Here is a 26,213-nt window from a genome sequence, read left to right as displayed (position 1 = left end):
CCTTAGTTTTCTTCCGGCATCCGTGCCACCAGAATGGCAAAGATGACAAGGCCGATGCAGGGCACGATGTTACAGGCCATGCCCACGGCGAGGCCCGCGCGCTCTGCCACCCGGCCAATGATCCAGGGCATGAGGATGGCGCCGCTGGACGCCGCCGGGAGCATGATGCCCATGCTGGTCACGCTGGTCATCTTACCGGCGCTGGCCACAGCCGTTGGGTTCATGCCCGCCATGGCAAAGGCAAAGGCGAACAGCAGCAGGATGGCTGCCCCCTGCGTGTGGGCCTGCATGAGGCAGAAATAAAAGATGGTGCAGCCCACTCCCATGACCACCATGGCCTTGCGGGGCTGTTTGAACGGGAAGACAAACGCGATGAGGAGCCGGGCCACCAGAGTGGCACCCCACATGACCGTGACGGTATAGGCCGCCAGCGCACCGGTAATGATGCCGCTGCCCTTGAAGTAGGTGACCATCCAGCCCGTGACGCTCTGCTCGGCCGCGTTCTGGCAGAAGAGCAGGCCTGTCAGCAGCCAGAACTGCACAGAGTGCAGAAAACTCCAGTCGATCTTCTCCTTGCCGGTTTTGCTTTTGGTGCTCCCCTGCCCGCCCATGGGGGTGGTGAGATAGATGAGCCAGACGATGACGCCCAGCGCCGCCAGCACCAGCAGGGCCAGCCCGGTGCTCACCCGGCCCGCCGCTGCAATGAGGAACGGGCAGAGCAGCGCGCCGCAGGCGTAGCAGCTGTGCATCAGGTTCATGCCCCGGGTGCGGTCGGCGGAGTTGCCGCTGACCAGAATGGTGCAGGCGTTCATGACGCTGCCCTTGGCGATGCCCACCAGGAAGAACGAGACACTCAACAGCAGCTCCGCGCCGGAGAGGCCCATCATCCCATAGCCCAGCGCATAGCCCGTGGTCAGCAGCAGGACACTGGGCTTGAAGCCCAGCACCCCGGGCAGCACGCCGGTCAGGAAACCCGCCAGCAGGTTGCCAATGCTCATCAGGGAGAGCAGAGTGCCCGTCATGCCATAGGCAAAGCCGTATTTCTCCTGCAACAGGCTGACCACCACACCGCTGGAAATGGCGCAGATCCCGCTGAAAAAGAATGTGAGGAAGCCCGCATTGCGCAGGCGGGTGTTTTGGGGTTGCTGTTCCATGGCCGTTTGCTCCTCGTCCTGTTTTTGTTACTCTTTTTTTATTTAACCACAGTTTTGGGCAAATGCAATCCGCTTTTTGAATTGATAGGTGTTCCTGCAGGAAATTTGCCGCAGGACGCGACTCGTTGAAGAGAGATCCCACGCGGAACGCACCCCGCCAAAACAGGCGCAAAAAAGAGGGGCGAACCCTACAGGGTTCGTCCCTCTTTTTTCTGGTTTGCTTATTCTGCCTTTTCAGCAGCGGGCTTCTCCTCAGCCTTGGGAGCGGGAGCTGCTGCAGGAGCAGCGGCGGGTTTTGCCGCGGGTGCAGCGGGCTTCTTGGGCTCCGGGGGATACGGATTGTCCTTCAGCGGGAAGAGGATGATCTTCTTCGGGCACTTCTGGGCACACATACCGCAGCCCTTGCACTTGTCATAATCCACACGGGCCACACCGTCCACAACGTGGATGGCATCAAACTTGCAGGTACGCTCGCACATGCCGCAGGCAATGCAGGAGGTCGTGCAGGCTTTCATGGCCACAGGGCCCTTATCCTGGTTGGAGCACATGACCACAGGCTTGCGGGGGCCGCCAGCGTCGATCATAATAACATGCTTGGGGCAGATGTTGGCGCAGGCACCGCAGCCGGTGCACTTGTCCTTATCCACCTTGGCCACGCCGTCCACAATGTGGATGGCGTCAAACTTACAGACCTTGGTGCAGTCGCCCAGGCCGATGCAGGCGAACGTGCAGGTCTTGGGGCCGCCGTACAGGTTGGCGGCAGCCGCGCAGGTCTGGATGCCGGTGTAATCATAAGCGGGCTTGCAGTGCTCGGAGTTGCCCTGGCACTGGACCACAGCCTTTTTCTCCACAGCGCTTGCCTCGCCGCCCATGATCTTGGCAATGGCAGCAGCAGCCTTGGGGCCGCCGGGTGCGCACTTGTCGCAGGCAACGCCGTCCATGACGACAGCCTTTGCGTAATCAGAGCAGCCTGCGTAACCGCAGCCGCCGCAGTTTGCGCCTGCCAGGCAGGCGGCAACTTCTTCAATACGAGGATCTTCCTCAACCGCCATGAACTTGGCCGCCGCGACCAGAATGATCGCGCCAACGGCGCCCACGATGGTACAGAGGATAACAGCCGATGCAATATTCATAGTTCTGTCTCCTCCCTTACAGCGTCACATTAAACAGGTTCTCGACGAGGCCGCCGAAACCCATGAAAGACAGGCTGGTGATTGCGGCAGCCAGCAGGGTGATGGGCAGGCCCTTAAAGGGAGCCGGGGGATCGCAGGCTTCCACGCGCTTGCGCACGCCGCTGAACATGACCATGGCCAGCATGAAGCCGACGCCTGCACCGATGGCGCAGATCAGGGCCTCGATGTAAGCGATGCCAAAGCCCAGGCTCTCCACATCCGCGCCGTAATCGCCGACGACCAGAATGGTGACAGCCAGCACGCAGCAGTTGGTGGTGATCAGGGGCAGGTAAACGCCCAGGGAGTTGTACAGGGCCACAATGTACTTCTTGAGGAAGATCTCAATGAACTGGACCAGAACCGCGATGACCAGGATGAAGACGATGGTCTGCAGGTAGCTCAGGCCAGCCGGGTCCAGAACGAAGATCTGGATGGGGAACGTCACGGCGGTAGCCATGAACATGACGAAGATAACAGCGCCGGACATACCAACGGCGGAGTCCAGCTTCTTGGAAACGCCCAGGAACGGGCAGATACCATAGAACTTCACCAGCACGTAGTTGTTGACAAGGATCATGCTGAAGAAGATTGCAGCGAGTTTGACGAGCATCTTATTCCGCCTCCTTCTTCAGGTTGTCGATGTCACAGCAGCTCTTGCGCTCGATCCGTGCATCCAGCTTGCCCTCCAGCCAGACACAGCCGGCCATCAGGACGCCGTAGCAGAAGAACGCGCCGGGAGCCTGGGTCATAATGCTGATCTTGGCGAAAGACTCGGGCAGGATCTGGAAGCCCAGCCAGGTGCCGCTGCCCAGAACCTCACGGAACGTAGCCATCAGCACGACGGTCAGGGTGTAGCCGATGCCCATGCCAATGCCGTCCAGTGCGGAATCGACCACATTGTTCTTGCAGGCGAACATCTCGGCACGGCCCAGGATGATGCAGTTGACAACGATCAGGGGCAGGAAGACGCCCAGTGCATTGTACAGGCTGACCATGTAGGCGTGCATGAACATCTGGACGATGGTCACGAAGCCTGCGATGATGACGATGTAGCAGGGCAGATGGACTTTTGCGGGGATCACGTTGCGCAGCAGCGAGATCAGGATATTGGCGCAGACCAGCACGAACGTGAAAGCTGCACCCATGCCCAGCGCGCTGGAAACTGCCGTGGTAACAGCCAGGCAGGAGCAGGTGCCCAGAACCAGACGCAGAACGGGGTTTTCTTTGATGATACCGTTGGTAAGGATGCTTACCTTGGAATTCTTTTCAGATGCCATTTCTTACCAACCTCCTTTATGCCAGCTCATTGTAGCAGCTGATGCAGTCGTTGATGGCTGCAAACAGAGCCGTGGACGAAATGGTAGCGCCGCTGTAGGCGTCAAAGTCCTGGTTCATGACGATATTCTGGGTACCGTCCATGCCGTTGAACTGAGCCAGATAGTCGGCCTTGGCCACGTTGGAGCCAATGCCGCTGGTCTGCGTGGAAGCATCCACCCAGATACCGGTGACCTTGCCTTCGGCATCAAAGCCCATGATAACGGTCAGGACGCCGCCGTCGAAACCGGACTCGCCGGCCTTGATGGCCATGCTGCCATCCTCAGCCTTGACAGCACCGGAGACGTTTGCGGTGGTGTAGCCGCTCATCTCTTCCAGGGTGCTTGCGTCGGAAACAGAGGGCATCACGTCAACGTAAGCAGCCAGGGTGGTTGCACGCTCGTTTTCCGCGATGACCGGAGCGGTCATGGAGTTAACGACCGCCAGCAGCAGGCTGACGACCAACGAGATCACGCTCAGCACAACAATGGGCTTTACCGTGCTCTCCCAAGTAGTCTTATTCATTTGCCAGCAGCCTCCTTTGCAGGTTTTGCGGGTTTGATATAGCCATACGGAGTCTGACGGGTCAGGTCATTGATGTACGGGACCCACAGGTTCATGAACAGCAGCGCGAAAGACACGCCCTCGGCGTAGCTGCCCCACTCACGGATCGCAAAGGTGACAATGCCCAGCGCCACGCCATAGACCAGCTTGCCCTTGAGGGTGAACGGGCTGGTAACGTAGTCGGTTGCCATGTACACAGCACCAAACAGCAGGCCGCCGGACAGAACGCCGACCAGCGCGCCGTGCAGGCTGCGGGTAGAGATCAGGTAGAAAATGAACATGCTGCCGATGTAAGAAGCGGGGATGGCAGCGCTAATGGTCTTGGTGGCCACCAGGTAGATCAGGCCCAGCACGATGGCCAGAGCGCAGGTCTCGCCCAGAACACCGCCGTGCACGCCCATGAACAGATCCAGCAGGCTCAGCTTGGAGGGGTCAGCCACTTTCAGCGGGGTAGCGCTGGAGAGCTGATCCACGGCTGCATCCGGGTAGACCCAGGTGTTCATCTCGCCGGCAAAGCTGATGAACAGGAAGATACGGCCCACCAGAGCGGGGTTGGCAAAGTTCATGCCGATGCCGCCGAACAGCTGCTTGACCACGATGATGGCGACGAAATCGCCCACGATGAGCTCGCCAATGGGCATCCCCACGGGGACGTTCAGGGCAAGGATGATGCCCGTGACCACAGCGGACAGATCGCCCACGGGATTGGGCTTCTTGAGCAGCTTGCAGTACAGCCACTCAAAGGCCACGCTGGCAACCACGGACACGGCCGTGACCAGCAGAGCACGCAGACCAAAAATGATCGCAGAGGCCACCACGCAGGGCACCAGAGCGACGATCACGTTGGCCATCAGGCCGGTGGTCGTCTCCTCGGAGCGCAGGTGCGGGGAGGCCGAAACAATAAGCTTCGTATCCATTACTTATTGCCTCCTTTTTTGATTTCACCAAGGTAGAATGCCTTTGCCAGGCCCATCATCTGGGTGCAGGGGCGCTTGGCCGGGCAGACAAACGTGCAGGAACCGCAGTTGAAGCAGTAATCCACATGCAGCTTGCCCAGCGTCTGGACATCACGGGCAGCGTAAGCCTGGTTGACCTCCACGGGCTCCAGACCCATGGGGCAGTACTCCACGCAGCGGCCGCAGCGGATGCAGGGGTTGACCTGCGGGGGCTGTGCGGCCACGTCGCTCAGCATGATGAGGCCGGAAGTGGTCTTGGTGGTGGGGTAGCTCAGGTCCTTGACAGCGGGGCCCATCATGGCACCGCCGGCAACCACCTTGCCCAGCGTCACGCCGGGCTTGAGGCCGGCGGCGTTCAGCACGTCTTCATAAGAAGTACCAACCGGAACGATCAGGTTCTGCGGGTTTGCGCAGGCATCGCCGTCCACGGTGATGCAGCGGCTGACCACCGGCATACCGGTAGCCAGATACTTGCCCAGGCTGGACACACTGGTCACGTTCATGACGATGGCACCAGCAGCCGCGGGCAGGCCGCCGTGCGGCACCTCGCGGCCCAGGCACTTCTCGATCAGGATCAGCTCCGCACCGGTGCCATAGACACTGGGCAGAGGCTTGACTTCGATCTCGGGCGTGTCCTTGGTCTTCTGGCACAGCAGGTCGATGCACTCAGGCTTGTTGTTCTCAATGCCGATGACGCACTTCGGGATGCCGACATACTTCAGGACAGCCTGGATGCCGCGGATGATATCGTCGGCACACAGCAACATCTCCTGGGTATCACTGGTCAGCCACACTTCGCACTCGGAAGCGTTGATCAGCAGGGTGTCCACCGGGTCTTTGGGCTGCAGCTTGACGTCGGTCGGGAAGCCAGCGCCGCCCAGACCAACCAGACCGCACTCCCGCACAGCAGCCAGGAAGCTGGCCTTATCGGTCACTTCCGGTGCCTGGACGGCCGGGTCAACAGTCTGCTTGCCATCCGTCTTGATGACCACCGAGTCGCACATACGGCCATTGCTCAGGCGGTACGGCTCCACGGCAGCAACGGTGCCGGAGACACTGGAGTGGATATTGGCAGAGACAAAGCCGCCTGCCTCACCGATCTTGGTGCCCACAAACACTTCGTCACCCTTTTTTACCAGAGCCTTTGCCGGAGCACCAATGTGCTGGCTCATGAGGATGCGTACCTGCGCGGGCAGAGGCATCGGGACAGGCTTGCTTGCAGCGGTTGCCTTGTCATGCGGCGTATGCGCGCCAAGCGCCGCACGTTTCAGCTTGTTCAACATGGAATAAATCCCCCATTCTGCTTGAATTGCCATCCCCACGCCCATGCAGGCGCACTGGTACAGGGACAGCAGCTGCTTAACACACCTATTGTATCATTTTGGCGTCGGAAGTCAACGATAACTCCCCCCAAAATAATGCGAATTCCTTAATTTTCTTTGATGTTTTTGACGATTAGTTATGGCTAACCTCCGATTTTTTCGGTACAAACCCACAAGAATCGCCAAGTTTGCCTTTCGGTGCGGAATATGCTATACTAAAGGAAACCATCCCGCGGAACGTCCCCCGCTCCGCCACTCATCCACCAAGGAGGATCTGAAACGATGAAATTTCTGAAAGCGCTGCTCGCCATTTTCACGTTCTTAGCCGTCGCTCTGACGGGTGCTCTGCTGTTCGTACAGGACAAGAGCGCCCCGCGCTATATCCAGATCTACACCAACGAGCAGTAACCCACAACACACACAGCAAAAGCCCCGGAGCGGCATCTGCCGTCCCGGGGCTTTTTGATTTGCGATTTTAGATCTTACTCTTCCACATCAAACGTGCAGATGAGCAAATAGCGGGTGCCAGAGGAAGAATCCTTGAACGCCACGCCAACTTTTTCCGCAAGGTGATAGTTGGTCACTTTATACAGCTCCGTGTATTTAAAGCCGCTCTTTTTCGCCGGGTTTGTACTAGGAATCACGTCAACGATGATTTTTACGTTCTTATCCAGCTCATCGGTGATACGTTTATATTCTTCATTGTACTTCGAGATATTGCCGTAGTTATCTAGGTAATTATCCAGCAGTTCCTTTGTAATCTTGCTGTACTTCACACTGTAGGTCAACTGGGGCTGATTTGCCGCTGCCGCACCATTGTTCAGTGCATAAACAACACTTTCTGTCTCATCATCGGGGTAAACAGCATCCGGGTCAGTTGTCCCTGTATCGCAGCCGGTCAGCACCGTCAGTGCCAGCACGGCCACCATGGCGACGGCCAGCAGTTTTTTGAACAGTTTCATCATTTCTGTCCTCCTTAAAACAAAGTTAAAAAAGCCTGATTCGGTTCCGTTGTTTTTCTTTTTCACAAAGCTCCGAGAGCTTCCAAGCCACTTTAAGGATACCGGTGCACCCCGTCCCTGTCAATGGGGAGTGTGCACAAATTTTGGTGAAACTTTTTGAAAACCTCTCCGTCATCGCTGGCGCGATGCCACCTCCCCTAGCAGGGGAGGCCTTGGCAGTCGATTGAAGCTTTTTCTATTTGCCAAAGGCTCCCCTGACAGGGGAGCTGTCGAGCGAATGCGAGACTGAGAGGTTTAATAGTCCTTTTCGCACCCCAGCAGGTACTTCATATACGCAAAGGTCCGCTCCTGTCCGATGTCCCGCACCATCTTGAGCAGCTTTTCCAGCAGGGCCCGGGTCTCCGGGTGGAGCAGGTAGTGGTCCTTGCTGTGCTCGTAGTAGTTCCAGGCGGCGGCATCGGTGTACTTGTCGCCCAGATAGATCTGGCTGGCGGCCACCCGGTCGCAGACCATCTCGCAGACGTACCGGAGAGGGATCTTCATCCCGGTCAGGCCGGTCTTGGTGGTGCTGTAGTCGATCCAGTATTCCAGATGATGCTTGTTGCGGCCCTTGTGGTGGAGCCAGGCCGAGGTGTAGCCCCTGGCCTCCCGCTCCGCCTCGTTGGGGCTGTGGTCGCCCTGATAGTAGATGCACCCCGGGATGAACTCGGTGGGGCTGTACTTGCTCAAGTCGTGGGCAAGGCCCTGCTCATAGAGCCCGCAGGCGAAGCAGTATTTCATCACCAGCAGCTTATGCCGGGTAATGGTCTCAAAATGCCCCTTGATGTTCATGGTCTCACTCCCTCCACCGTACGGTCAGGCTCCCCTCTTTCAGCTTCCGCAGGTCATCGCTCTCCGAGAAATCTTCCCGGTCACGGGTGAGGCTGGGGTTGTAGTAGGGGTCGTCCAGAATCTTCTCTTTGCCGTGGATGGCATACAGCCGCTGCTGCTCCGAGGCAAAGCGGGCCGCCTTGGCCGGGTCTTTCTCGTCGCCGCCGCGGCTCTTACTCTCATAATGGGTCAGCCGGGCGTAGGGCGTCCAGGCAACGCGGTAACCCGCATCCCGCACCCGCAGGCAGAAGTCCACATCGTTGAACGCCACGGCGAACTTTTCGTCCAGCCCGCCGACTTCGTCCCAGACACTGGCTTTTACCAGCAGGCAGGCACCGGTCACGGCGGAGAAGTCCTGCACCGTGGCGGCGCGGAACAGATAGCCGCTGCCGCCCGCCTGCTTGTACTTGTGGCTGTGGCCCGCGTAGCCGCCCAGCCCCGTGACCACGCCCGCGTGCTGGAGCGTCTCGTCCGGGTAGTAGAGCATGGCACCGCAGATGGCCGCCCCGCCGGGGTGGGCACATTGGCGCAGCAGCTCGGTGAGCCAGTCGCCGTTGCGCACCTCCACGTCGTTGTTCAGCAGCAGCAGGTAGTCCCCGCTGGCCGCTTTCCGGCCAAAGTTGTTGATGCCAGAGAAGTTGAAGCCCTTTTCCGGGTAGGTGACCACTTTCAGGCCATCGTACCGCTTCCGTGCTTCTTCATAGTAGGCAAAGGTGGCCGGGTCAGTGGAGTTGTTCTCAATGACGATGACCTCGTAATTGTCCCACTCCGTCTTGCTCCAGATGCTGTGCAGGCACTTTTCCAGGTCGTCGGTGTGGTCCTTGTTGGGGATGAGGATGCTGACTTTCGGGTCGCCCTCAATTTTCCACAAGACGCGGTAGGTGCTGGGGAACAATCCATCGGTGACGGTGCCCACCCGGCCCGTGCGGGTCAGGTGGTCGGCCAACGCCTTTTTGGCCGCCTTGGCCACATAGGGCTTGGCGTCGGTGCCGCCGGAGGTGGAGCCCGCATGGACCCGCCAGTAGTAGAGCACCTGGGGCAGATGGGCCGCGCCGCCCACTTTTTCGATCAGGCGGAGGAAGAGATCGTGGTCCTGGCTGCCGTCGCACTCCGGGCGCTCGCCGCCCACTTCCTCATATAAGGCCCGCCGGAACACGGCCAAATGGCAGATATAGTTGCAGCAGAGCAGGTAGTCCGGCGCGTAGTCCGGCTTGAAGTGGGCCACCAGCGGCCGCTGGATGCTCTTGTTGAAAAGAGCTTCGTCGCTGTAGACAAAACCGTCCGGTTTGCCCTGCGCCCTCAGGTCCAGGATGGCCCTGCCCATGGCGTACAGGGCGTGGGGAGCCAGGATGTCGTCGTGGTCAGCCAGAGCAAGATATTCCCCGCTGGCAAGGGCGGCAGCAGCGTTGGTATTGGCTGCAATGCCCTTGTTTTCGATCTTTTTGTATACGATATGTTGATTCTTTGCCTGATATTCCCGCACGATCTCCCCGACACGGCTGTGAGCGGCATCGGAAGCATCGGCAAGGCAGAGCTCCCCGTTGGGGGCGGTCTGGTCCACGAACGAATCCAGAAACTCCCGCAGGTAATTTTCCGGGGTATTATACAGCGGGGTGAGGACGGAAATGGTCGGAAGCCCGCAGTCCTCGAGCGTTTTTCCGGCCATCTCGGCCCGCTGGGCTTCCAGTACCTTTTTGGCGGGCAGGTAGCGGGCTTTTTTGCCGAAGAACCGGCGCTTGACAAAGCCCGCCCCCCGAGCCATCATGGTGCCAAGGCCCTCGTCCCGGGTCAGCTGGACAGCATAGCCCGCCAGCTCTTTGGCGCGTTTCAGTCGCAAATTCATCCCTTATGCCTCGCCGCGCTGGACGGCCTTGTACGCGTTGCAGACCGTCATGGTATCGCCGTTCATCTTGAGGTGGCCGTGGCTCAGCCATGCCACCTTGCTGCACATCCGCTCGATCTGCTCAATGGAGTGGGACACCAGAATGACGGTGGTGCCGCCGGCCATCAGCTCTTTCATCCGCTTCTCGCATTTCTGCTGGAAGAGGAAATCGCCCACCGAGAGCACCTCGTCCGCGATCAGGATGTCGGGTTTGGTGATGGTGGCAATGGCAAAGCCGATGCGGGCCACCATGCCGGAGGAGTAGTTCTTGAGCGGCACATCCAGAAAGTTCTGCAGCTCGCTGAACTCCACAATCTCATCAAACTTTTCGTCCAGATACTTGGGCGAGAAGCCCAGCACCGTACCGTTGAGGTAGATGTTCTCCCGGGCGGTCAGGTCCATATCAAAGCCCGCGCCCAGCTCAATGAGGGGGGCAATGGTGCCGTTGACCGTCACTTTGCCCTTGCTGGGCTTGTACACGCCGGCAATGGTCTTGAGCAGGGTGGATTTGCCCGAGCCGTTCAGGCCCACCAAGCCGTAAAAATCGCCGGGCATGATGTCCAGGCTGACGTCTTTCAGGGCATAAAATTCATCGTACTGCAGCCGCCCCTGCACCATGGCCAGAAGATACTCTTTCAGGCTCTCGTGCTTTTCGGTGGAGAGGTTGAAGCACATGGAAACATTGTCCACTTTAATAATTGGTTCCATTTTCTCCCCTCCTTAAATGTGCAGCACAAAGCGGTCCTGCGTTTTGCGGAACATCTGCACGCCCACCAGCATGGAAAGCAGCGCGCACACGCCGCACACCGCCAGCATGTTGAAATCCAGTGGGATGCCCCACATCAGGGTGCGGCGGAAGCCCGTGATATACCAGTACATGGGGTTGAGCTTGATGATCTGCTGCATATTGAACCCGCCGATGGAGAACGTCATCTGGGTGGGGTCATAGAAGATGGCGGAGAAGTAGAGCAGCGCCGTGATGAACACGCTCCAGATGTGCATGATATCCCGGAAGAAGACGGTGGCCGCCGCCAGGAACAGGCCCACGCCCAGGCTGAAGAAGAAGAGCGTCACCAGCGGGTAAAGCACCTCCAGAATGGTCCAGTGGAGGGGGCTGCCCGTAAACACCATAACCAGTGCCAGCGCCACAAAGCTGAACACGCAGTTGACCATGGCAAAGCAGCATTTTTCCAGCGGGAAGATATACTTTGGGATATACACCTTTTTGAGCAGCGGGGCCGCCGACAGCACGCTGGACATGCTGGAGGAGGTGGCCTCGTTGAAGAAGTTGAAGAGCAGCTGGCCGCACATCAGGAAAACGGGGAAGTTGTCGATGCCGCTGCCGCGCATATCCATCAGGCTGCTGAACACGGCCCAGTACACCAGGCACATGAGCAGCGGGTTGAGCACGCTCCACACCACGCCCAGCACGCTGCGGCGGTACTTGAGCTTAAAATCACGGCTGACCAGATTCCACAGCAGATAGCGGTAGCGCCAGAAGCCGTTGAACATTCCCTTGATTTTTGCCACGGGCGATCACCACTTTTCAAAGAATTCAAACTTCTGGGAGGCAAAGGACTCATGCAGCTTGTCCTTCGCGCTGGTCTTGTGCTCGCAGCCGCAGTCCGGCCACTGCACGTTGACGGTGGGGTCGTCGTAGGGGATGCCGCCCTCGCTGGTGGGGTCGTAGACATCGGTGCACTTATAGCAGAACTCCGCCACGTCGCTCAGCACGAGGAAGCCGTGGGCAAAGCCCTCCGGGATATAGAACATCTTCTTGTTCTCCTCACTCAGGGTCACGCCCACCCACTTGCCAAAGGTCGCGCTGTGGGGGCGGCAGTCCACGGCCACGTCGTACACTTCGCCCTTGGTCACGCGGACCAGCTTGCCCTGGGTGTGGTTCTTCTGGAAATGCAGGCCGCGCAGCACGCCGCGGGTAGAGCGGCTCTGGTTGTCCTGCACAAACTCCTTATCAATCCCGGCAGCAGCAAACTGGTCTTTCTGGTAGGTCTCCATAAAATAACCGCGGTCATCGCCAAACACCTGGGGCTCAATGACCACAACACCGGGGATCTCAGTTTCCGTAAACGTAAATTTACCCATTTTTCATTTTCCTCTCTGTTTTTTCGTTATTGTTTTTGACATTTTGTTTTTTATTTGGAAAAGCCGGAATGGCTTTTGCGCAGTGTTAGAAAAGACGTTGCGTGGATTGCCAAAGCCTCTCCTACTAGGAGAGGTGGCATTGCGAAGCAATGACGGAGAGGTTGGACAGAGCACCGCCTTGTCCCGGATGTCATACAACCTCTCAGTCGCTTACGCGACAGCTCCCCTTGTAGGGGAGCCCTTGGCAAAGAGGGTCAGTGCCTCGATTTTTTCTTCGCTTTCGAGCGGAGCCTTACCACAACAAATGCAACTCCCGCCGCCAGCACCGTGCACCCCAGCGAGATGCCGATGAGCAGGCCCGCGGTCTTGCCGGGGCTGCGGGTGCCGCTGCCCAGCTGGACACCGGTGCTCCGCTCCAATAGCTCCTCCAGTCCCGTAATCGTGGCCGGCACCCGGACGCTGGCGGACTCCTGCTTGTCCTGCCCGTTGACGGTATACACGGCGTACACCGCCGGGCTGGTGCCCAAGACATACTGTTCCGGCAGCTCCAGCGTCACGGACACATCCCCTGCCGTCAGGCCGTCAGCCAACAGCAGCCGGGTGCCGGGGTCGGTCACCGTGACCATGCCCAGCGGGGCACCGCCTCCCGCCACCGTCAGCTCCCGGGTCAGGCCCTGGGCCGGGATGTCGGTATAGTTTGTGTAGTGGGCAAAGGCGTAATCCAGCAGGGTGCGGACATCGTTGTACTTGTCGGTCTTGATGTTGCTCTGCATGGTGACGCAGATGAGCCGGACACCGTTCTGCTCCGCCAGGCAGACATAGCTGTAGCGGGCAATGTTGGTGTAGCCGATCTTGGAGCCTTGAATGGCCGGGATGTAATACCGGCTGGAACCCACCCGCATTTTGTCCTGCTGGTGGAAATACCGCTCTTTGGGCTGGATGTCCGTGGGCTTCATGGGATACATCTCGTTGCGGGTAAACAGCGTCTCAAACCCCGGCTGGGTCAGGGCCCAGCGCAGGATCTGCGCCATATCATAGCAGCTGGTATAGTGGTCGGTATCGCTGATGCCGTGGGGGTTGGCAAAGTGGGTGTGCTTGAGGCCCAGTTCCGCCACCTGGGCGTTCATGGCCGCCACGCCGCCCGCAATGGTGCCATCCCCGAAATATTCGGACAGCAGGTTGGCGCCATCGTTGGCGCTGGCCATCATGGTGGCATAGAGGGCATCCGTCAGGGGCACATGCTCCCCCTCCTGCAGGGCAATGTGGCTGGAATCCGTCCCCGCGAGGGAATAGACATCCTCGTGGGTCACTTCCAGGCTCACACCGTCCCACTGGCCCTGGGCTTTCTCACAGGCAAGGCCCAGCGTCATCACCTTGGTGATGGACGCCGGGTGCAGCTCTTCGTCCATATTCTGCTGGGCCAGCACAAGGCCGGTGTCCGCGTCGATGATGCAGTACGCCTCCGTGGCCGACAGCGCCGGGCCCGCGGCCCGCGCCATGGGTGCAAACACCGCGCAGACCCAGAGCAGCACCGTGCAAAGCACGGCGATCTGTTTTTTCATCTGGTCATTTCTCCATTGGTGATTTAGATAATCCTTTTCACGGGCTTGCCCTCTCCGTCATTGCTTCGCAATGCCACCTGTTCCCCACTTTGTCATCTACGGTGACATTTCTCCCCGCACCGGGGAGAATCTTTCCCAAAGTGGGAGGCCTTGGCAGTCCACGCAAAGTACATCTCTTTGCCAATGGCTCTCCCTTTGGGAGAGCTGGACGCGAAGCGGCCTGAGAGGGCTAGGACGCTATCATACATTATCTTGTTCAGTATACCACACTTTTCCCTTGCTGAAAAGACATTCCGTGCCCGGCGGCGGGGCAAAGAACGGGCTGCAGCTGCCGCCCCTCCAGCGCCGCGTCCAGTGCGGCGGGCAGCAGGGCGAACCGGGCTTTCAGGCTCTGCGGCTTTGCCTGCGGGTCATCCTGGCCGTAGGGCACAAAGTAATAGTGCTTGCGCTGGTACAGCCGGGCAATGTTTTCTCCCGAGGCCCCCAGCCCGTCGTTGGTAGAGACGGCGATGACTACCGGCCGCCCCACCCGCAGCAGGCTCTTGGCCGCCAGCGTCACCGGCGTGTCCGAGAGGCCCGCCGCCAGCCGGGCCAGCGTGCTGCCCGTGCAGGGGGCGATCACCAGCGCCTCGGCCATGTTTTTGGGCCCCAGAGGCTCCACGGCCTGCAAACTGTCCAGCACCGGGTGCCCGGTCAGGGCTTCCAGCCGCTGCCGCCAGCTCCCGGCCCGGCCAAACCGGGTATCACACCGGGCGGCGGTATTGCTCATGACGGGCAGCAGCTCCCAGCCCCGGGCCGTCAGTTCCTGTGCCTGTTCCAGCGCGGTCTCCAGCGTGCAGAAGCTGCCGCAGACCGCAAAGGCACAGCGTCGTTTCTCGTTCATCGTGCTCCCTCCCTTTCGCGCAGCATCTCGCACACCGTCCGGGCCACGATCTCCCCGGCTGTTTCCGGCGCGCAGGCAGCGGGCAGGCTCAATGCATGGATGGCCTTGTGGCCGCAGCGGGCGGCGGCGTCAAAATCCGTCCCACCGGGGCGGGAAGCCAGATCCACGATCAGGCTCCCGGGCCGCAGCCGGGCCAGCACCGGGGCCGTGAGCACCTGCGCCGGGATGGTATTCACCACCGTGTCAAAGGCCGGAGCCAGCCGGGCCAGCCGGGCCAGCTCTGCCCCCTGCATCCCCAGGCTTTCCGCCTGTGCCCGCTGGGCCGGGCGGCGGGCTGCCACTGTCACATGCGCCCCCAATGCCGCCAGCCGGGTGCCAACCGCCTGCCCCACAGGGCCAAATCCCAGCAGCAGGACCGCGCTGCCCCACAGGGTGCGTTTGCGCTGGGCCAGCAAAACGCCGATGCACCCCTCCGCCGTGGGGATGGCGTTGCGGATGGCCAGCTCCTCCCGGGCAAAGTAATCCACCAGCTCCACCCCGGCTTCCGCCGCAATGGCCTTTGCTTCTTCCGAGAGCATCCCGCCCAGCGCCAGCGCCCCGGGGCGTGCCGCCCGCAGCAGCTCCGCCAGCGGGGTGCGGGCCGCATCCAGCGGCAACGGCAGCAGGATATAGTCTGCCAGCGCGATCTCTTCCGGCCCCTCCACCGCATACCCCGCCCGGGCCAGCGCCCGGCCTGCCGCCAGCTGCCGGGCATCGCTGCCGATCACCGCAAAGCGTTTTTGTCGTTCCATCCAAAAGCCCTCCTCCCCAAAGCCTGCGCCATTCTATGCACAGGTAGGGAGGAGGGTGACGGACGCAAACAAAAAGCCCCGGAGCGGGGCCGCAAGGCTTACTCCGGGGCAAATATGCAATTTTTGGTGGATTGATTACTTTGCTGCCTTAGTAGCTGCCTTAGCAACAATAGCAACATAATCGTCGCCAACAACCTTGACACCGATCTCAATCTTCTTGTCGCTGTTCTTCGCAGAGGTAGCCAGAACGCCATCAGCCTTCTTAGCCTTATCGCCCCAGCTGTTTTCCTTGGTTGCATCGCTGGGCTTCTTGACGATCACATAGTTGTAAACGACATTGCTAATAGTGATGATGCCGCTGCTTTCCTTCTTATCCTTGTTCTCGTCCCAAGCCTTCTTGGCCTCGTCGTCCAGATCGGTCTTGTGCTTGTAAGAGACAGCGCTGACAGCGTTCAGCTTGTTGACCAGAGCTTTCTCAACCAGGTTGTCGCTCACTGCACAGCCAGTCAGCATGGTCAGAGCCATAACGCAAACGAGGGCAGCAGCCATCAGTTTCTTAAATGCTTTCATTGTTGTATCCTCCGTAATCAGATAGTTCCCCAGCAACGGCCCGCCTTGTGCAGGCAGTTTGCTATGTTAAATTCAGCATACCCCTTTTTGTGGCAATTGTCAAGATTTCACTGCGTTTTCATCATTTTTACCAATCGGTACGGTGAGAAAACAGCGATATGACCAGTTTCGCCCCGGGGCCTCCAAGGCATTTTCCACACGGACACACGCAAAAAGCTCCCCCGGCAAAACGCCGGAGGAGCCTGCGATTTTATTGGGTTTTTTATCTGATCTCTCGGGGCGTCCCTGACTGTGCGCACGCCGGGAGATTACTTCAGGAACTTTGCCACCGCACGGGCCACGATGCCGCCCAGAATGCCGGAGACGAGGAACTCCATCACACCCTGCACGCCGACCAGCAGCACCACGAACATGAACGGGTTGGCCGCGCCCTTGGCAGCCACGATGTTCTGGATGTAATCGCAGCCGTAGAATGCCAGCACGATGTAGCCCATAAAGAACAGGGTGTTGAGGCCGGGAGCGCACATGGCGGAAACGATGTAGCTCCAGGTGCCGGGCTTGTCGAGCCGCTTGAGGCCGTTGAAGACGAGGCCCACGCACAGGCCCATCAGCACACGCATCCCCACGCAGAGGATGAACGTGTTGACAGGGCTCACCTGGAACAAGGCGCCCGTCATGGCCGAAGCGCCGGTGACAGCGTCATAGAAGCTCACCGCGCCGAACACGCCGCCCAGGATGGCACCAGCCGCCGGGCCCATGGTGATGGCACCCACGGCGATGGGGAGCGTCAGGAAGCTCATGTAAAGCGGGCCCATGGGCACGCTGCCCAGGCCGACGGCTTTCATGACCAGCTCAATGGCGACCAGCAGTGCCAGCCGGGTGAGAGTACGAAGATCGTTATTCTTTTTCATAAAAATATTTCCTCCTGCTGCCGTTCCGCCCTAGATGTCGGATACGGCGCAAACCTGCCCGCAAAAGGTGCGGGGCCGTTTTTCTATTTTACTTTGGAATGCTTTGTCAGGGAACGTTCCAAAGGGAGATAACTTATTGATCACACGGGAAGCGGATGCCTGCCGAGCGGCGGGCGGCGGTCAGCACCCGGCTGACGGCAATGGAGGTATCCAGCATCCGGCTGCACAGCTCCTGGTCGCCGCCCTCAATGGCACGGGCAAAGGCCTCAAACTCCGCGGCCAGCCGGGGGCGGCCGCCGTTGAGGTTGTAGTGTTCCTCTTTGCCGTCGTTAAGGTGCAGCGTCAGGCCGCCGCAGTAGTTGGCCGTGGATTTCTGCAGCAGATAGCCCTTGGTGCCCTGAATGACATACCGGGCCGGGGCCCCGCAGTCTTTTGCCGCCATGCTCACGGCCTTGAAGCCGCTGTAATCCATGGTCAGGATGCCGCTGGTGTCAATGCCGTGGTCGATGTTGGCCGCGTAGTTCACCCGGTTGGGTTCCCCGAACAGGCCCACGATGTAGCTGATGTTGTAGACATTCAGATCCATGAGGGCACCGCCGGCGCAGTTGGGATCAAACGACGGGGCCACCTGCCCCGCGCAGAATGCATCGTACCGGCTGGAATACTGGCTGAAATTGCACTGCACCAGCTTCACCGTGCCAATGCGGGGCAGCAGCTCCCGGATCTTATGATAGTTTTCCAGATACTGGGTGGTCAGCGCCTCAAAGAGGAAGACCCGTTTGTGGCGGGAGAGGGCGGCCAGCTCTTCGGTCTGGGCCGCCGTGGGGGCCATGGGCTTTTCCACAATGACATGCTTGCCCGCTTCCAGCGCCACTTTGGCATAGCGGGTGTGCTGCAAATTGGGGACGGCCAGATAGACCACATCCACCCACTGCAGCAGCTCCAGGTAGTTGGTGGTGCACTGGGGCACATGGTACCGGGCGCAGAGCTCCGCCGCCAGCGGCGCGCTCCGCTGGGTGCTGCACAGCGCCTGCACCTGAAACGGCGAGTCCGCCCCGGCCAGCCAGGGCAAAAACTCCTTGACGATCATCCCGGTGCCCAGGATGCCAAGCTTCATCTTCTGTTCCATTCTTCCTAGTTCCTATCCTGTTTGCTCGTGTCAGCCCGCCTTGGCCTCCGTCTCGTGCCGCTCCCGGCGGAATGGCCGATGGCGGCGGAAGTTCTGCCCGTGAGGCTTGCGGCCTCCGGCGGGGTGATGGTGCTGCTGGGGCGCGTTGAGCTGGTAGAGCAGCGCCAGCCCCTTGAGCAGCAGCTCGGGGTCATAGGTCAGCGGGTGGCGGCAGAGGGGGGTGACATACTTTGCCAGCCCGCCGGTGACCACCAGCGTGGCCGGGCGGCCCAGCTCCTCCTCAATGCGGGCGGCAATGCCGTCCAGCAGCACCGCCGTGCCCAGCACCGAGCCGGAGAGCATACAGCTCTCGGTGTTGGTGCCGATGGCGTTTTTGGGCGAGGAGAGATGCACCTGCGGCAGCTGGGCGCAGCGCTCCCCCAGTGCCCGCAGGCCCGTGGAGAGCCCCGGGCAGATAACGCCGCCCCGGAACACCCGGTTCTCGTCCACCACATTAAAGGTGGTGGCGGTGCCCAGATCGACAGTGATCACCGGCAGCGGGAAATTGGCCGCCGCGTAGGCCGCGTCCACAATGCGGTCCTTGCCCACGGCGTGGGGGTCGGGCACCCCCATGGTCAGCCCGGTGCGGATCTCCGGCGAGACGATGACGGGCTTTTTGCCCGTGTAGTGGCGGGCGCACTCGGCCAGCGCCCCCGTGATCTGGGGCACGACACTGGTCAGCACGGCCCCCTCAAACCGGACGGGCCGCTCCGGGTGGCGGCGGTGGGAAAACACTTTCTCCATTTCGGCACGGTACTCCGCCGCCGTGCGGGTGCGTACCGTGTCCATGTGGGCCACAAAGCATACACGTCCGTCCTTGATGCCCCCCAGGGCGACGGTGGTGTTGCCTATATCAATGGCAAGAATCATATTGAAACCTCATTCAGCAAGGGTTTTTAATTCAAGTTATTTTACCGCATTTTCCCGCAAGATACAAGCCCATGCAAAGATTTTGTTGTGCTGGCGGAACTTTTGCATTATACTAAGGAGAGGAATCCCAAAACACAGGAGGTTTTTTGGATGGATCTGCACGGAAAATGCGTCCTTTTGGGCGTCAGCGGCGGCATTGCCGCCTATAAAATGGCAAACGTGGCCAGCGCACTCAAAAAGCTGGGGGCCGACGTGGAAGTCATCATGACCCGGAACGCCACCCAGTTCATCACGCCCCTCACCTTTGAGACCCTGACGGGCCACAAGTGCATGGTGGACACCTTTGACCGCGATTTCAAGTTTGAAGTCACCCACATCTCGCTGGCCAAGAAAGCCGACGTCATCCTCGTGGCCCCTGCCACGGCCAATGTCATTGCCAAGATGGCCCACGGCATTGCCGACGACATGCTCACCACCGTGGTGCTGGCCGCCAGGTGCCCCAAGCTGGTCTCCCCGGCCATGAACACCGGGATGCTGGAAAATCCCATCACCCAGGACAACCTCAAGACGCTGGAGCACTACGGCTTTGCGGTCATCCCCTCCGAGAGCGGCCTGCTGGCCTGCAAGGATGTGGGCAGCGGCCGCCTGCCCAAGGAGGATGTGCTCATTGAGCACATCCTGCACGCCATCGCCAAGCCCAAAGATCTGGCAGGCCTGCACATTGCTGTGACCGCCGGCCCCACCCAGGAGCCGCTGGACCCCGTGCGCTACCTGACCAACCATTCCACCGGCAAGATGGGCTATGCCGTGGCCCGCGCCGCCGCCATGCGGGGTGCGGACGTCACCCTCATCCACGGCCCCACGGCCCTGCCCCCGGTCAAGTTCACCGAGGACGTGCCCATCACCACGGCGCAGGACATGTATGAAGCTGTCACCAGCCGCTTTGCGGACATGGACATCCTTGTGATGGCCGCTGCCGTGGCCGATTACCGCCCCGCCACCGTGGCCGACGATAAGATCAAGAAAAAGGACGGCGACCTCTCCATCCCCGTGGAGCGCACCGCCGACATTCTGGGCACCATCGGCCCCCGGAAGACCAAGCAGTTCCTCTGCGGCTTCTCCATGGAGACCCGTGACATGGTAGAGAATTCCGCCGCCAAGCTGAAAAAGAAGAATCTGGACATGGTGGTGGCGAACAACCTCAAGGTCTCCGGTGCCGGGTTCGGCGTGGACACCAACGTGGTCACGTTCATCACACCGGACGGCACCCGGGAGCTGCCCCTGATGAGCAAAGCCGACGTGGCAGACGCCATCCTGGACGAAATTTTAAAGCGCCGCGGCCACTGAGACATAAAAAAAAATACGCCTTGCGTCTGCAAGACGTATTTTTTTATGTCCGTTTACTGGTTGCCGGCCACCATCATCTTGCTGGCCTTATAGATATCACCGCAGCCCAGCGTGATGACCAGATCTCCCTCGCGGGCGTTCTGCTTCACCCAGTCGGCAGCCTCTTCCAGGCTGTTGACCAGCACGGAACCGGGGATCTGTGCCGCCAGCTTCGCGCTGGTGATTGTGGGGTCGTTGGGCTCGCGGCTGCCCATAATGGGGGTGATGACCGCGATATCGGGGATCTTGAGCACATCCACAAAGTCGTTGAACAGCATCTTGGTGCGGCTGTATGTAAACGGCTGGTGGACGGCGATGAGCCGCTTGTAGCCCAGCTCCTTGGCGGTGTTCAGGGTCGCGCGGAGCTCGGTGGGGTGATGTGCGTAATCGTCCACAACCACCGCGCCGTTGCACTCGCCGTAGACCTCAAAGCGGCGGCCCGCGCCCTTGAAGCTGGCGGCAGCCTCGGCGCACTGCTCCACGGTCAGGCCCGCAAAGCGGCAGACGGCGCACATGGCCAGCGCGTTGTAGATGTTGTGGCGGCCCGGCACTCCCAGACGGATATGGCCCGTGACCTTGCTCCACTCCTTGAGGTCGAACTCAAAGAAGCCGGGCTTGTATTCCTGCACGTTGATGGCCTGATAATCGCCATCGTTCTCAATGCCAAAGGTGCGCACGCGGCGGTCCAGCGTGTACATGACGTCCATGGTGTTCTTGTCGTCCGCGTTGGCGAAGATCATGAACTGGGTCATCAGGGCAAAGCGTTTGAACGCGAACTTCAGCTCGCCCATGCTGCCGTAATAATCCAGGTGGTCATTGTCGATGTTCAGCACCACAGAGAGGTAGGGGGTCAGCTTGAGGAACGTCTCTGCAAACTCGCAGGCCTCAATGACGATGTTGTCGCCCTTGCCGGCCTTGCCGTAGCCGTGGATGAGGGGCAGCTTGCCGCCGATGACCGCGGAGGGATCCCTGCCCGCCAGCTCCAGCGCCGTGGTGATCATGGAAGTGGTCGTGGTCTTGCCGTGGGTACCGGAAACGCAGATGCTCTCCCTGTACAGGCGGCTCACGTAGCCCAGCAGCACGCTGCGCTCAATGGTGGGGATGCCGTAGGAGGCAGCGGCGTTCAGCTCCACGTTGTCCTTTGCAATGGCGGCGGAGTACACCACCATATCCACGCCGATCACATTGTCCGCACTGTGGCCCAGCGAGACCTTGACTCCCATCTCCCGCTCCGAGCGGATGATGCTGCCGTCCAGCACATCGCTGCCCGAGATCTCATAGCCCTTGGCGGCCAGGATCTGGATCAGCGGGTACATGCCGCTGCCGCCGCAGCCGATGAAGTGGATCTTTTTTACATTGTCCAGCAGGTGCTGGTTGTAATCGGTAATGAACATAAAAGGCAACCTCCAATAAATAAAACGGCCGCAAGGCAGACCGCATCCATCTTAATATTCAGGGTACATACCATATTATATAATTTTTAGAAGACAAAATAAACACTTCCGAGCGAATTTTCGGAAAGAACCATAAAATCGGCCATTCTTTTGTGATAACTGTACAGAAACCGCAAAACCGGGCTGTTTTTTCCGGCACTTCATAAAAGATTTACATTCATTAGCTAACAATCCTGAGCAATCTGTGCTATACTAGGGTAAGATATTTTGCTATTTTGCCGCGGCGGCGCCCCGGCCGGAAAAGAGGAGAACCCCATTGAATATTAAGATCACCGCTGACAGCACCTGTGATTTGTCCGGGGCGCTGCTGCAGGAGTGGAACATTTCGCTCATGCCCATGCATATTCTCATGGGCGAGGAGAGCTATCTGGACGGTGTGAGCATCCGCCCCGCCGATGTATTTGCCCATGTGCAGAACGGCGGCAAAATGCCCAAATCCGCCGCCGCCAATCTGGTGGAGTATGCGGATTTTTTTGACCCTTTTGCCAAAGAGTATGACGCTGTCATTCACATCTCGGTCAGCTCCAAGCTTTCGTCCTGCTACCAGAACGCCTGCCTGGCCGCCCAGCAGTTTGAAAACGTCTCCGTTGTTGACAGCCAGAACATCTGCACCGGGCAGGGCTATCTGGTCTTGCAGGCCGCCAAGTGGGCCGCCGATGGCCTGCTGCCCCGCAATATCACCATGCGGCTGCAGAACCTCGCCAAGCGGGTGCAGCTGAGCTTTGTACTCAACCAGCTGGACTATATGGCCAAGAGCGGCCGCTGCTCCGGCGTGCTGGCCTTTGGCGCCAACATTCTGGGCATCAAGCCCAGCTTGGCCGTGGTGGGCGGTGAACTGAAAGTGATGAAAAAGTACCGCGGCAGCCTGCCCATCTGCGTGGGCAAGTACATCACCGACCAGCTGGACGGCCGTGACGACATCGACACCAGCATGGTGTTCATCTCCTCCTGCCAGCCCAAGCCCGGCTGCATGGAGGCCGTGAAAGCCGGCCTGAAAAAATACGGCAAATTTGAGCAGGTCTACGAGACGGACATTGGCACCACCATTGGCGGCTACTCCGGCCCGGGCACCATCGGCATCGTGTTTGCCACCAAGAATTAAAGCAGAAAAGTTTTAAACAGGACCGGCCCCGCCGTGTGGAAAAGTTTCCATACTGTGGGGCCGGTTTTTATTTTGTTTCGGTCAGCTTCTGATAGAGTTTCATCCGTTCGGCCACACAGGCACTTTCACTGGTTCGGGCTTCGGTGCCCTTTACAAAGCCGTAAGCATCCATCACCGCACGGTCATTCTGCCGCTGCTCTTCCTCTCCGGCGATGCCGACCCTGTGGGCGAGCAGGGCAAGGGCGTGCGCCGCGCCATCCAGAGCCTGAAGGACGCCGGTGTGCAGAACATTGAAAGCATCTTCTACCCCGGTGCCCGCCACGAGCTGCTGGTGGAGACCAACAAGCTGGAGGTTTTCGCGGACATTGCCGCATGACTGGACAAACAGCTGACAAAACAGTAAAAACAAACAAAGGGCTGCTGCACGTTTTGTGCAGCAGCCCTTTCGCGTTGGACGATTAGAAATATCCTCCGCTTTCGTCATCATTCCACATTCCGTTTATACCGCAGCGGGGTCTGCACCTCGGCGCGGATCTTGCCAAGATAGGTGCGGGTCTGCTCTGCGCCCTGCAAAATAGACTCCACCTGCGCTTTCTGTTCTGCGGTCAGGCCGTCATCCTCTGCCAGCAGCTCCGCGTTGCCCTCGATGATGGTCAGCGGCGTTTTCAGCTTGTGGGACAGCTGAATGATCTGCTCCCGCTGCCGCTGCTCCATGGCCCACTGTTTCTGTAAGCTGCCGGTCAGGGCGTCACCCATGGTCTGCAACGCCTGCAAAGCGCTCTCGTACTCCCGCACCTTCGCGCCGGAAAATACCGCGCTGTCCAGATCCTTCCGCGCCACCGCCTGTGCTGCGGCGGTCAGCTTTTCGGTCTCCCGGGTCAGGAAGCGCCCGGTCCTGTGGGTGCTCCACACCACCGCCCCCACGAGCAGCAGAATGCCCAGAATGCAGTGCACGGTCTGCATATCCGGCAGCACACCCCGCAGCGCAGGGTCGGCGTAGGGCACGGCATAGTCAAATTGCAGCAGACAGACCGTTCCATCCTGCAATTTTGACGTCATATAATACTGCGTGTAGCCAAGATGCCAGCGGGTTTTCCCCTGCCGGTTCTCCATTGCCCGCTGCAAGTGCCCGGCATCCATGTTGGTGGCCAGCACCTCGCTGCTGTCCGGCGCGGCAAACAGAGCGTAGCGGCACAGGGAGTCCAGCTGCGTCTCGTCAAAGGTGGCGGCGGTCATGCCCGGCAAAACGTCCTGTGCGGCTTTTTGACAGGCCTGTGCAGCTTGATTCGCGGGAAGAAACGGCCCACCGTTCTGGATCCACAGCATCAGCACCAGCAGCCACCCCACCGCGACCAGCAGGCAGGCCAGCGCCGTGCGCACCAGATATTGCAGCAGCACGCTGCGCAGAGAGGTCAGTCTTCGCTTTTCCATCGGTATCCCACGCCCCATACAGTATTGAGCAGCTTTTCCGGCTCCGGCACGCCCGCCGCCCGCAGCTTTGCCCGGATATTTTTGATGTGCTGTGTCACGGCAGTGTCGTCCGCAGTGCCGTCAATGCCAAAAACCGCTTCGTAAATTTGCTCCTTGGTAAAGGTTTGCCCGGCGTGCAGCGCCAGATACTCGCAGATGGCATACTCCGAGCGGGTCAAGGGCAGTGCCTTCCCCTCCACCGCCGCGCTCCGGGCGGTCAGGTCAAAGGCCACGCCGCCGCGCACCATCCGGTGCGCCGGGGTGCGGCTCTGCCGCCGCAGATGTGCCGCCACCCGCGCCCGCAGCTCTGCCACCCGGAAAGGCTTCGATAAAAAGTCGTCTGCCCCGATGCCCAGCCCCTCCAGCACAGCGGCCTCGTCGGTGCGGGCACTCAGAAACAGGATGGGCACTTCGGTCAGGCTGCGGATGCGCCGACAGACCGCAAAGCCGTCCTCCCCGGGCATCATCACGTCCAGCAGGATACAGTCTGCCCAGCGGCAGAGCGCCTCGGTCAGATCTCTGCCCGCCTGCCGCGTTTCTACCCGGTGGCCGTCCCGCTCCAAAGTGGTGCGGATCAGTTTGCAGAGCTCCAGATTGTCATCCACGGCCAGAATATTCGCCACAAGATCACCTCAACACGTTATAAACCAGACAGGATGCCCCATACAGCAGATACACATGGGCGGGGTAGAACCAGTAGAACAGCTGCTTGTGTCCGCTACCGCGCTGCCCGTTGTACAGCAGCATCAGCAACACCGCCGCCACCCCGAACCACTCGTAGTAGTCGGTGAACATCTGCGTCCACACAAAATCCGCCTGTCTGCAAAGCATTCCAAAGAGCCTCACAAAGTCACACAGGAAAATCACCAGTGCCCATACTGTCAGCTGTACGCGGCGATGCCCCCGCAGGGCATACAGCAGCACACCGCCCAGCAAAAAACTCCATCCGCCATCCGTGATGGCCGTCCACATGGGCAGCGGGCTGGTGATGACAAAGGCCACGATCGTTGAAGCAATGGGCATCTCCTGCACCTGCGGGAAGAGCTGCAGAAATACTACCACCGCAAACGGCCAGCACAAGACGGCGGCAATGGCAGCAATGCCCTCTGCGAGCTTTTTCTCCCGCAGCCAGTCGATGCCCTGCCAAACGATGCACAGCAGCATCAGGTCCTGAAAAATGGCATTCAGCGGATAGAAGCCATCCCCGCGCCGGAAGGCCTTGGCGTAGATCATAAGGAATTCCAGCGCTGCCATGGCTGTGCCGATAGCCCAGATGCGGATAAAATACCGCTTGCGGTCATGGGTGTGGGCAAAGCCCTCCACCGTGCAGAACAGAAACAGCGGCGCACTGAGCCGCCCCAGCATACTGAACACCGTTGGGATGCAGCCGGTGAACTCGAAGAAATAATGAATGTGGTCCAGTACCATCAGCGCCAGTGCAATGGTCTTGAGCTGAGTACCGTCCAGCCCTTTTTTCGTTAATTTGTCCATACAGACTCTCCTTTCCTTGTGCATTCAGTGTAACAGGAAAATCTGTAGAAAGTATAAGGTTCTGCCTTTTATGATACTATTTTCTGCCCCGAAACGCAACAAAAAAGCTCTGAGACTTTCATCTTTCTGCCCCGAAACGCAACAAAAAAGCTCTGAGACTTTCATCTCAGAGCTCTTTGTTAAGTCGGCGACTACCTATTTTCACGCGCCGTTTCCAGCGAACTATCTTGGGCACGAGTGAGCTTAACTTCTGTGT

The 26,213-nt window shown here is 59.5% G+C and carries 28 protein-coding genes; 3 read left to right on the top strand and 25 right to left on the bottom strand.

All coding sequences use genetic code 11. From position 1 onward, the window contains the following. Nucleotides 1-2: 2 nt before the first annotated feature. From C4N22_RS11940 to C4N22_RS11910, 7 genes are all read right to left on the bottom strand, one after another. Nucleotides 3-1,154: an MFS transporter gene (locus tag C4N22_RS11940; protein WP_112149127.1), complete on the bottom strand. Its 1,152-nt coding sequence runs from the start codon at nucleotides 1,152-1,154 to the stop codon at nucleotides 3-5. A 221-nt stretch (nucleotides 1,155-1,375) separates the two neighbouring features. Next, on the bottom strand, nucleotides 1,376-2,287 hold the full coding sequence (locus C4N22_RS11935) for an RnfABCDGE type electron transport complex subunit B (protein WP_022256337.1): 912 nt from the start codon (nucleotides 2,285-2,287) through the stop codon (nucleotides 1,376-1,378). A gap of 16 nt (nucleotides 2,288-2,303) precedes the next feature. Then, nucleotides 2,304-2,936, bottom strand: coding sequence for an electron transport complex protein RnfA (locus C4N22_RS11930; RefSeq protein WP_022256336.1), 633 nt, complete (start codon nucleotides 2,934-2,936; stop codon nucleotides 2,304-2,306). Between the two features lies 1 nt (nucleotide 2,937). Continuing rightward, nucleotides 2,938-3,603, bottom strand: a complete 666-nt coding sequence (gene rsxE, locus C4N22_RS11925) for an electron transport complex subunit RsxE (RefSeq protein ID WP_022256335.1) — start codon at nucleotides 3,601-3,603, stop codon at nucleotides 2,938-2,940. Nucleotides 3,604-3,619: 16 nt separating this feature from the next. Continuing rightward, nucleotides 3,620-4,165, bottom strand: a complete 546-nt coding sequence (locus C4N22_RS11920) for an FMN-binding protein (RefSeq protein ID WP_112115980.1) — start codon at nucleotides 4,163-4,165, stop codon at nucleotides 3,620-3,622. Beyond that, a complete protein-coding gene (locus tag C4N22_RS11915) occupies nucleotides 4,162-5,121 on the bottom strand; it encodes an RnfABCDGE type electron transport complex subunit D (RefSeq protein ID WP_022256333.1) in 960 nt (319 codons plus the stop codon). The genes C4N22_RS11920 and C4N22_RS11915 overlap by 4 nt, the downstream gene beginning before the upstream one ends. After that, a complete protein-coding gene (locus C4N22_RS11910) occupies nucleotides 5,121-6,443 on the bottom strand; it encodes an RnfABCDGE type electron transport complex subunit C (protein ID WP_022256332.1) in 1,323 nt (440 codons plus the stop codon). Before C4N22_RS11910 ends, C4N22_RS11915 begins: the two co-directional genes overlap by 1 nt. A 321-nt stretch (nucleotides 6,444-6,764) precedes the next feature. On the opposite strand from C4N22_RS11910, the gene C4N22_RS13160 reads away from it, so the two are divergent. After that, nucleotides 6,765-6,890, top strand: a complete 126-nt coding sequence (locus C4N22_RS13160) for a hypothetical protein (RefSeq protein ID WP_022256331.1) — start codon at nucleotides 6,765-6,767, stop codon at nucleotides 6,888-6,890. A gap of 74 nt (nucleotides 6,891-6,964) precedes the next feature. Here C4N22_RS13160 and C4N22_RS11905 read toward each other — a convergent pair whose 3' ends face one another. The 13 genes from C4N22_RS11905 to C4N22_RS11845 form a co-directional block, all read right to left on the bottom strand. After that, entirely contained in the window at nucleotides 6,965-7,447 is a 483-nt protein-coding gene (locus tag C4N22_RS11905; protein ID WP_112149126.1) for a hypothetical protein, read from the bottom strand. Nucleotides 7,448-7,738: 291 nt separating this feature from the next. Then, entirely contained in the window at nucleotides 7,739-8,275 is a 537-nt protein-coding gene (locus C4N22_RS11900) for a DUF5662 family protein (protein ID WP_022256329.1), read from the bottom strand. A 4-nt stretch (nucleotides 8,276-8,279) separates the two neighbouring features. Beyond that, a complete protein-coding gene (locus tag C4N22_RS11895; protein WP_112149125.1) occupies nucleotides 8,280-10,157 on the bottom strand; it encodes a glycosyltransferase family 2 protein in 1,878 nt (625 codons plus the stop codon). A gap of 3 nt (nucleotides 10,158-10,160) precedes the next feature. After that, complete coding sequence (locus C4N22_RS11890; protein ID WP_022256327.1) at nucleotides 10,161-10,904, bottom strand: ABC transporter ATP-binding protein; 744 nt, start codon at nucleotides 10,902-10,904, stop codon at nucleotides 10,161-10,163. 12 nt (nucleotides 10,905-10,916) lie between these two features. Next, the gene (locus tag C4N22_RS11885) at nucleotides 10,917-11,726 is read right to left on the bottom strand and encodes an ABC transporter permease (RefSeq protein WP_022256326.1); all 810 of its coding nucleotides are present in this window, start codon (nucleotides 11,724-11,726) and stop codon (nucleotides 10,917-10,919) included. A gap of 6 nt (nucleotides 11,727-11,732) precedes the next feature. Next, nucleotides 11,733-12,299 (bottom strand): dTDP-4-dehydrorhamnose 3,5-epimerase, encoded by a 567-nt coding sequence (gene rfbC / locus C4N22_RS11880; RefSeq protein ID WP_022256325.1) that lies wholly within the window; start codon nucleotides 12,297-12,299, stop codon nucleotides 11,733-11,735. Between the two features lie 254 nt (nucleotides 12,300-12,553). Further along, nucleotides 12,554-13,861 (bottom strand): D-alanyl-D-alanine carboxypeptidase family protein, encoded by a 1,308-nt coding sequence (locus tag C4N22_RS11875; protein ID WP_112149124.1) that lies wholly within the window; start codon nucleotides 13,859-13,861, stop codon nucleotides 12,554-12,556. A gap of 256 nt (nucleotides 13,862-14,117) precedes the next feature. Further along, complete coding sequence (locus C4N22_RS11870) at nucleotides 14,118-14,744, bottom strand: dipicolinate synthase subunit B (RefSeq protein WP_112115986.1); 627 nt, start codon at nucleotides 14,742-14,744, stop codon at nucleotides 14,118-14,120. Then, nucleotides 14,741-15,535, bottom strand: a complete 795-nt coding sequence (locus C4N22_RS11865; RefSeq protein WP_112149123.1) for an NAD(P)-dependent oxidoreductase — start codon at nucleotides 15,533-15,535, stop codon at nucleotides 14,741-14,743. The genes C4N22_RS11870 and C4N22_RS11865 overlap by 4 nt, the downstream gene beginning before the upstream one ends. Nucleotides 15,536-15,670: 135 nt before the next feature. After that, the gene (locus tag C4N22_RS11860; RefSeq protein WP_112149122.1) at nucleotides 15,671-16,105 is read right to left on the bottom strand and encodes a hypothetical protein; all 435 of its coding nucleotides are present in this window, start codon (nucleotides 16,103-16,105) and stop codon (nucleotides 15,671-15,673) included. Nucleotides 16,106-16,413: 308 nt separating this feature from the next. Beyond that, nucleotides 16,414-17,016, bottom strand: a complete 603-nt coding sequence (locus C4N22_RS11855; protein ID WP_112149121.1) for an ECF transporter S component — start codon at nucleotides 17,014-17,016, stop codon at nucleotides 16,414-16,416. A gap of 133 nt (nucleotides 17,017-17,149) precedes the next feature. Then, on the bottom strand, nucleotides 17,150-18,145 hold the full coding sequence (locus tag C4N22_RS11850) for a Gfo/Idh/MocA family protein (protein WP_278320323.1): 996 nt from the start codon (nucleotides 18,143-18,145) through the stop codon (nucleotides 17,150-17,152). 30 nt (nucleotides 18,146-18,175) lie between these two features. Continuing rightward, entirely contained in the window at nucleotides 18,176-19,054 is an 879-nt protein-coding gene (locus tag C4N22_RS11845) for a type III pantothenate kinase (RefSeq protein ID WP_112149120.1), read from the bottom strand. A 150-nt stretch (nucleotides 19,055-19,204) separates the two neighbouring features. Here C4N22_RS11845 and coaBC point away from each other — a divergent pair, with 150 nt between their 5' ends. After that, entirely contained in the window at nucleotides 19,205-20,401 is a 1,197-nt protein-coding gene (gene coaBC / locus C4N22_RS11840) for a bifunctional phosphopantothenoylcysteine decarboxylase/phosphopantothenate--cysteine ligase CoaBC (protein WP_112149119.1), read from the top strand. Nucleotides 20,402-20,454: 53 nt separating this feature from the next. Here the strand turns inward: coaBC and murC are convergent, their stop codons facing one another. Continuing rightward, complete coding sequence (murC, locus tag C4N22_RS11835; RefSeq protein WP_112149118.1) at nucleotides 20,455-21,834, bottom strand: UDP-N-acetylmuramate--L-alanine ligase; 1,380 nt, start codon at nucleotides 21,832-21,834, stop codon at nucleotides 20,455-20,457. A 316-nt stretch (nucleotides 21,835-22,150) separates the two neighbouring features. Here murC and C4N22_RS11830 point away from each other — a divergent pair, with 316 nt between their 5' ends. Then, entirely contained in the window at nucleotides 22,151-22,996 is an 846-nt protein-coding gene (locus C4N22_RS11830) for a DegV family protein (protein WP_112115990.1), read from the top strand. A gap of 67 nt (nucleotides 22,997-23,063) precedes the next feature. Here C4N22_RS11830 and C4N22_RS13190 read toward each other — a convergent pair whose 3' ends face one another. The 4 genes from C4N22_RS13190 to C4N22_RS11810 are packed head-to-tail and all read right to left on the bottom strand — an operon-like array spanning nucleotide 23,064 to nucleotide 25,957. Beyond that, nucleotides 23,064-23,483 (bottom strand): hypothetical protein, encoded by a 420-nt coding sequence (locus C4N22_RS13190; RefSeq protein ID WP_347476113.1) that lies wholly within the window; start codon nucleotides 23,481-23,483, stop codon nucleotides 23,064-23,066. Next, nucleotides 23,480-24,427: a histidine kinase dimerization/phospho-acceptor domain-containing protein gene (locus C4N22_RS11820; protein WP_112149117.1), complete on the bottom strand. Its 948-nt coding sequence runs from the start codon at nucleotides 24,425-24,427 to the stop codon at nucleotides 23,480-23,482. Before C4N22_RS11820 ends, C4N22_RS13190 begins: the two co-directional genes overlap by 4 nt. After that, nucleotides 24,409-25,089 (bottom strand): response regulator transcription factor, encoded by a 681-nt coding sequence (locus C4N22_RS11815; RefSeq protein ID WP_112115992.1) that lies wholly within the window; start codon nucleotides 25,087-25,089, stop codon nucleotides 24,409-24,411. Before C4N22_RS11815 ends, C4N22_RS11820 begins: the two co-directional genes overlap by 19 nt. A gap of 4 nt (nucleotides 25,090-25,093) precedes the next feature. Further along, nucleotides 25,094-25,957, bottom strand: coding sequence for a TraX family protein (locus C4N22_RS11810; protein ID WP_112149116.1), 864 nt, complete (start codon nucleotides 25,955-25,957; stop codon nucleotides 25,094-25,096). Between the last annotated feature and the right edge of the window lie 256 nt (nucleotides 25,958-26,213).

The sequence above is a fragment of the Faecalibacterium prausnitzii genome (assembly GCF_003287495.1).
GTDB classification, from domain to species: domain Bacteria; phylum Bacillota; class Clostridia; order Oscillospirales; family Ruminococcaceae; genus Faecalibacterium; species Faecalibacterium prausnitzii_I.
The sequence above is the reverse complement of the archived record's forward strand: the minus strand, read 5'-3'. Positions and strand labels throughout refer to the sequence as shown.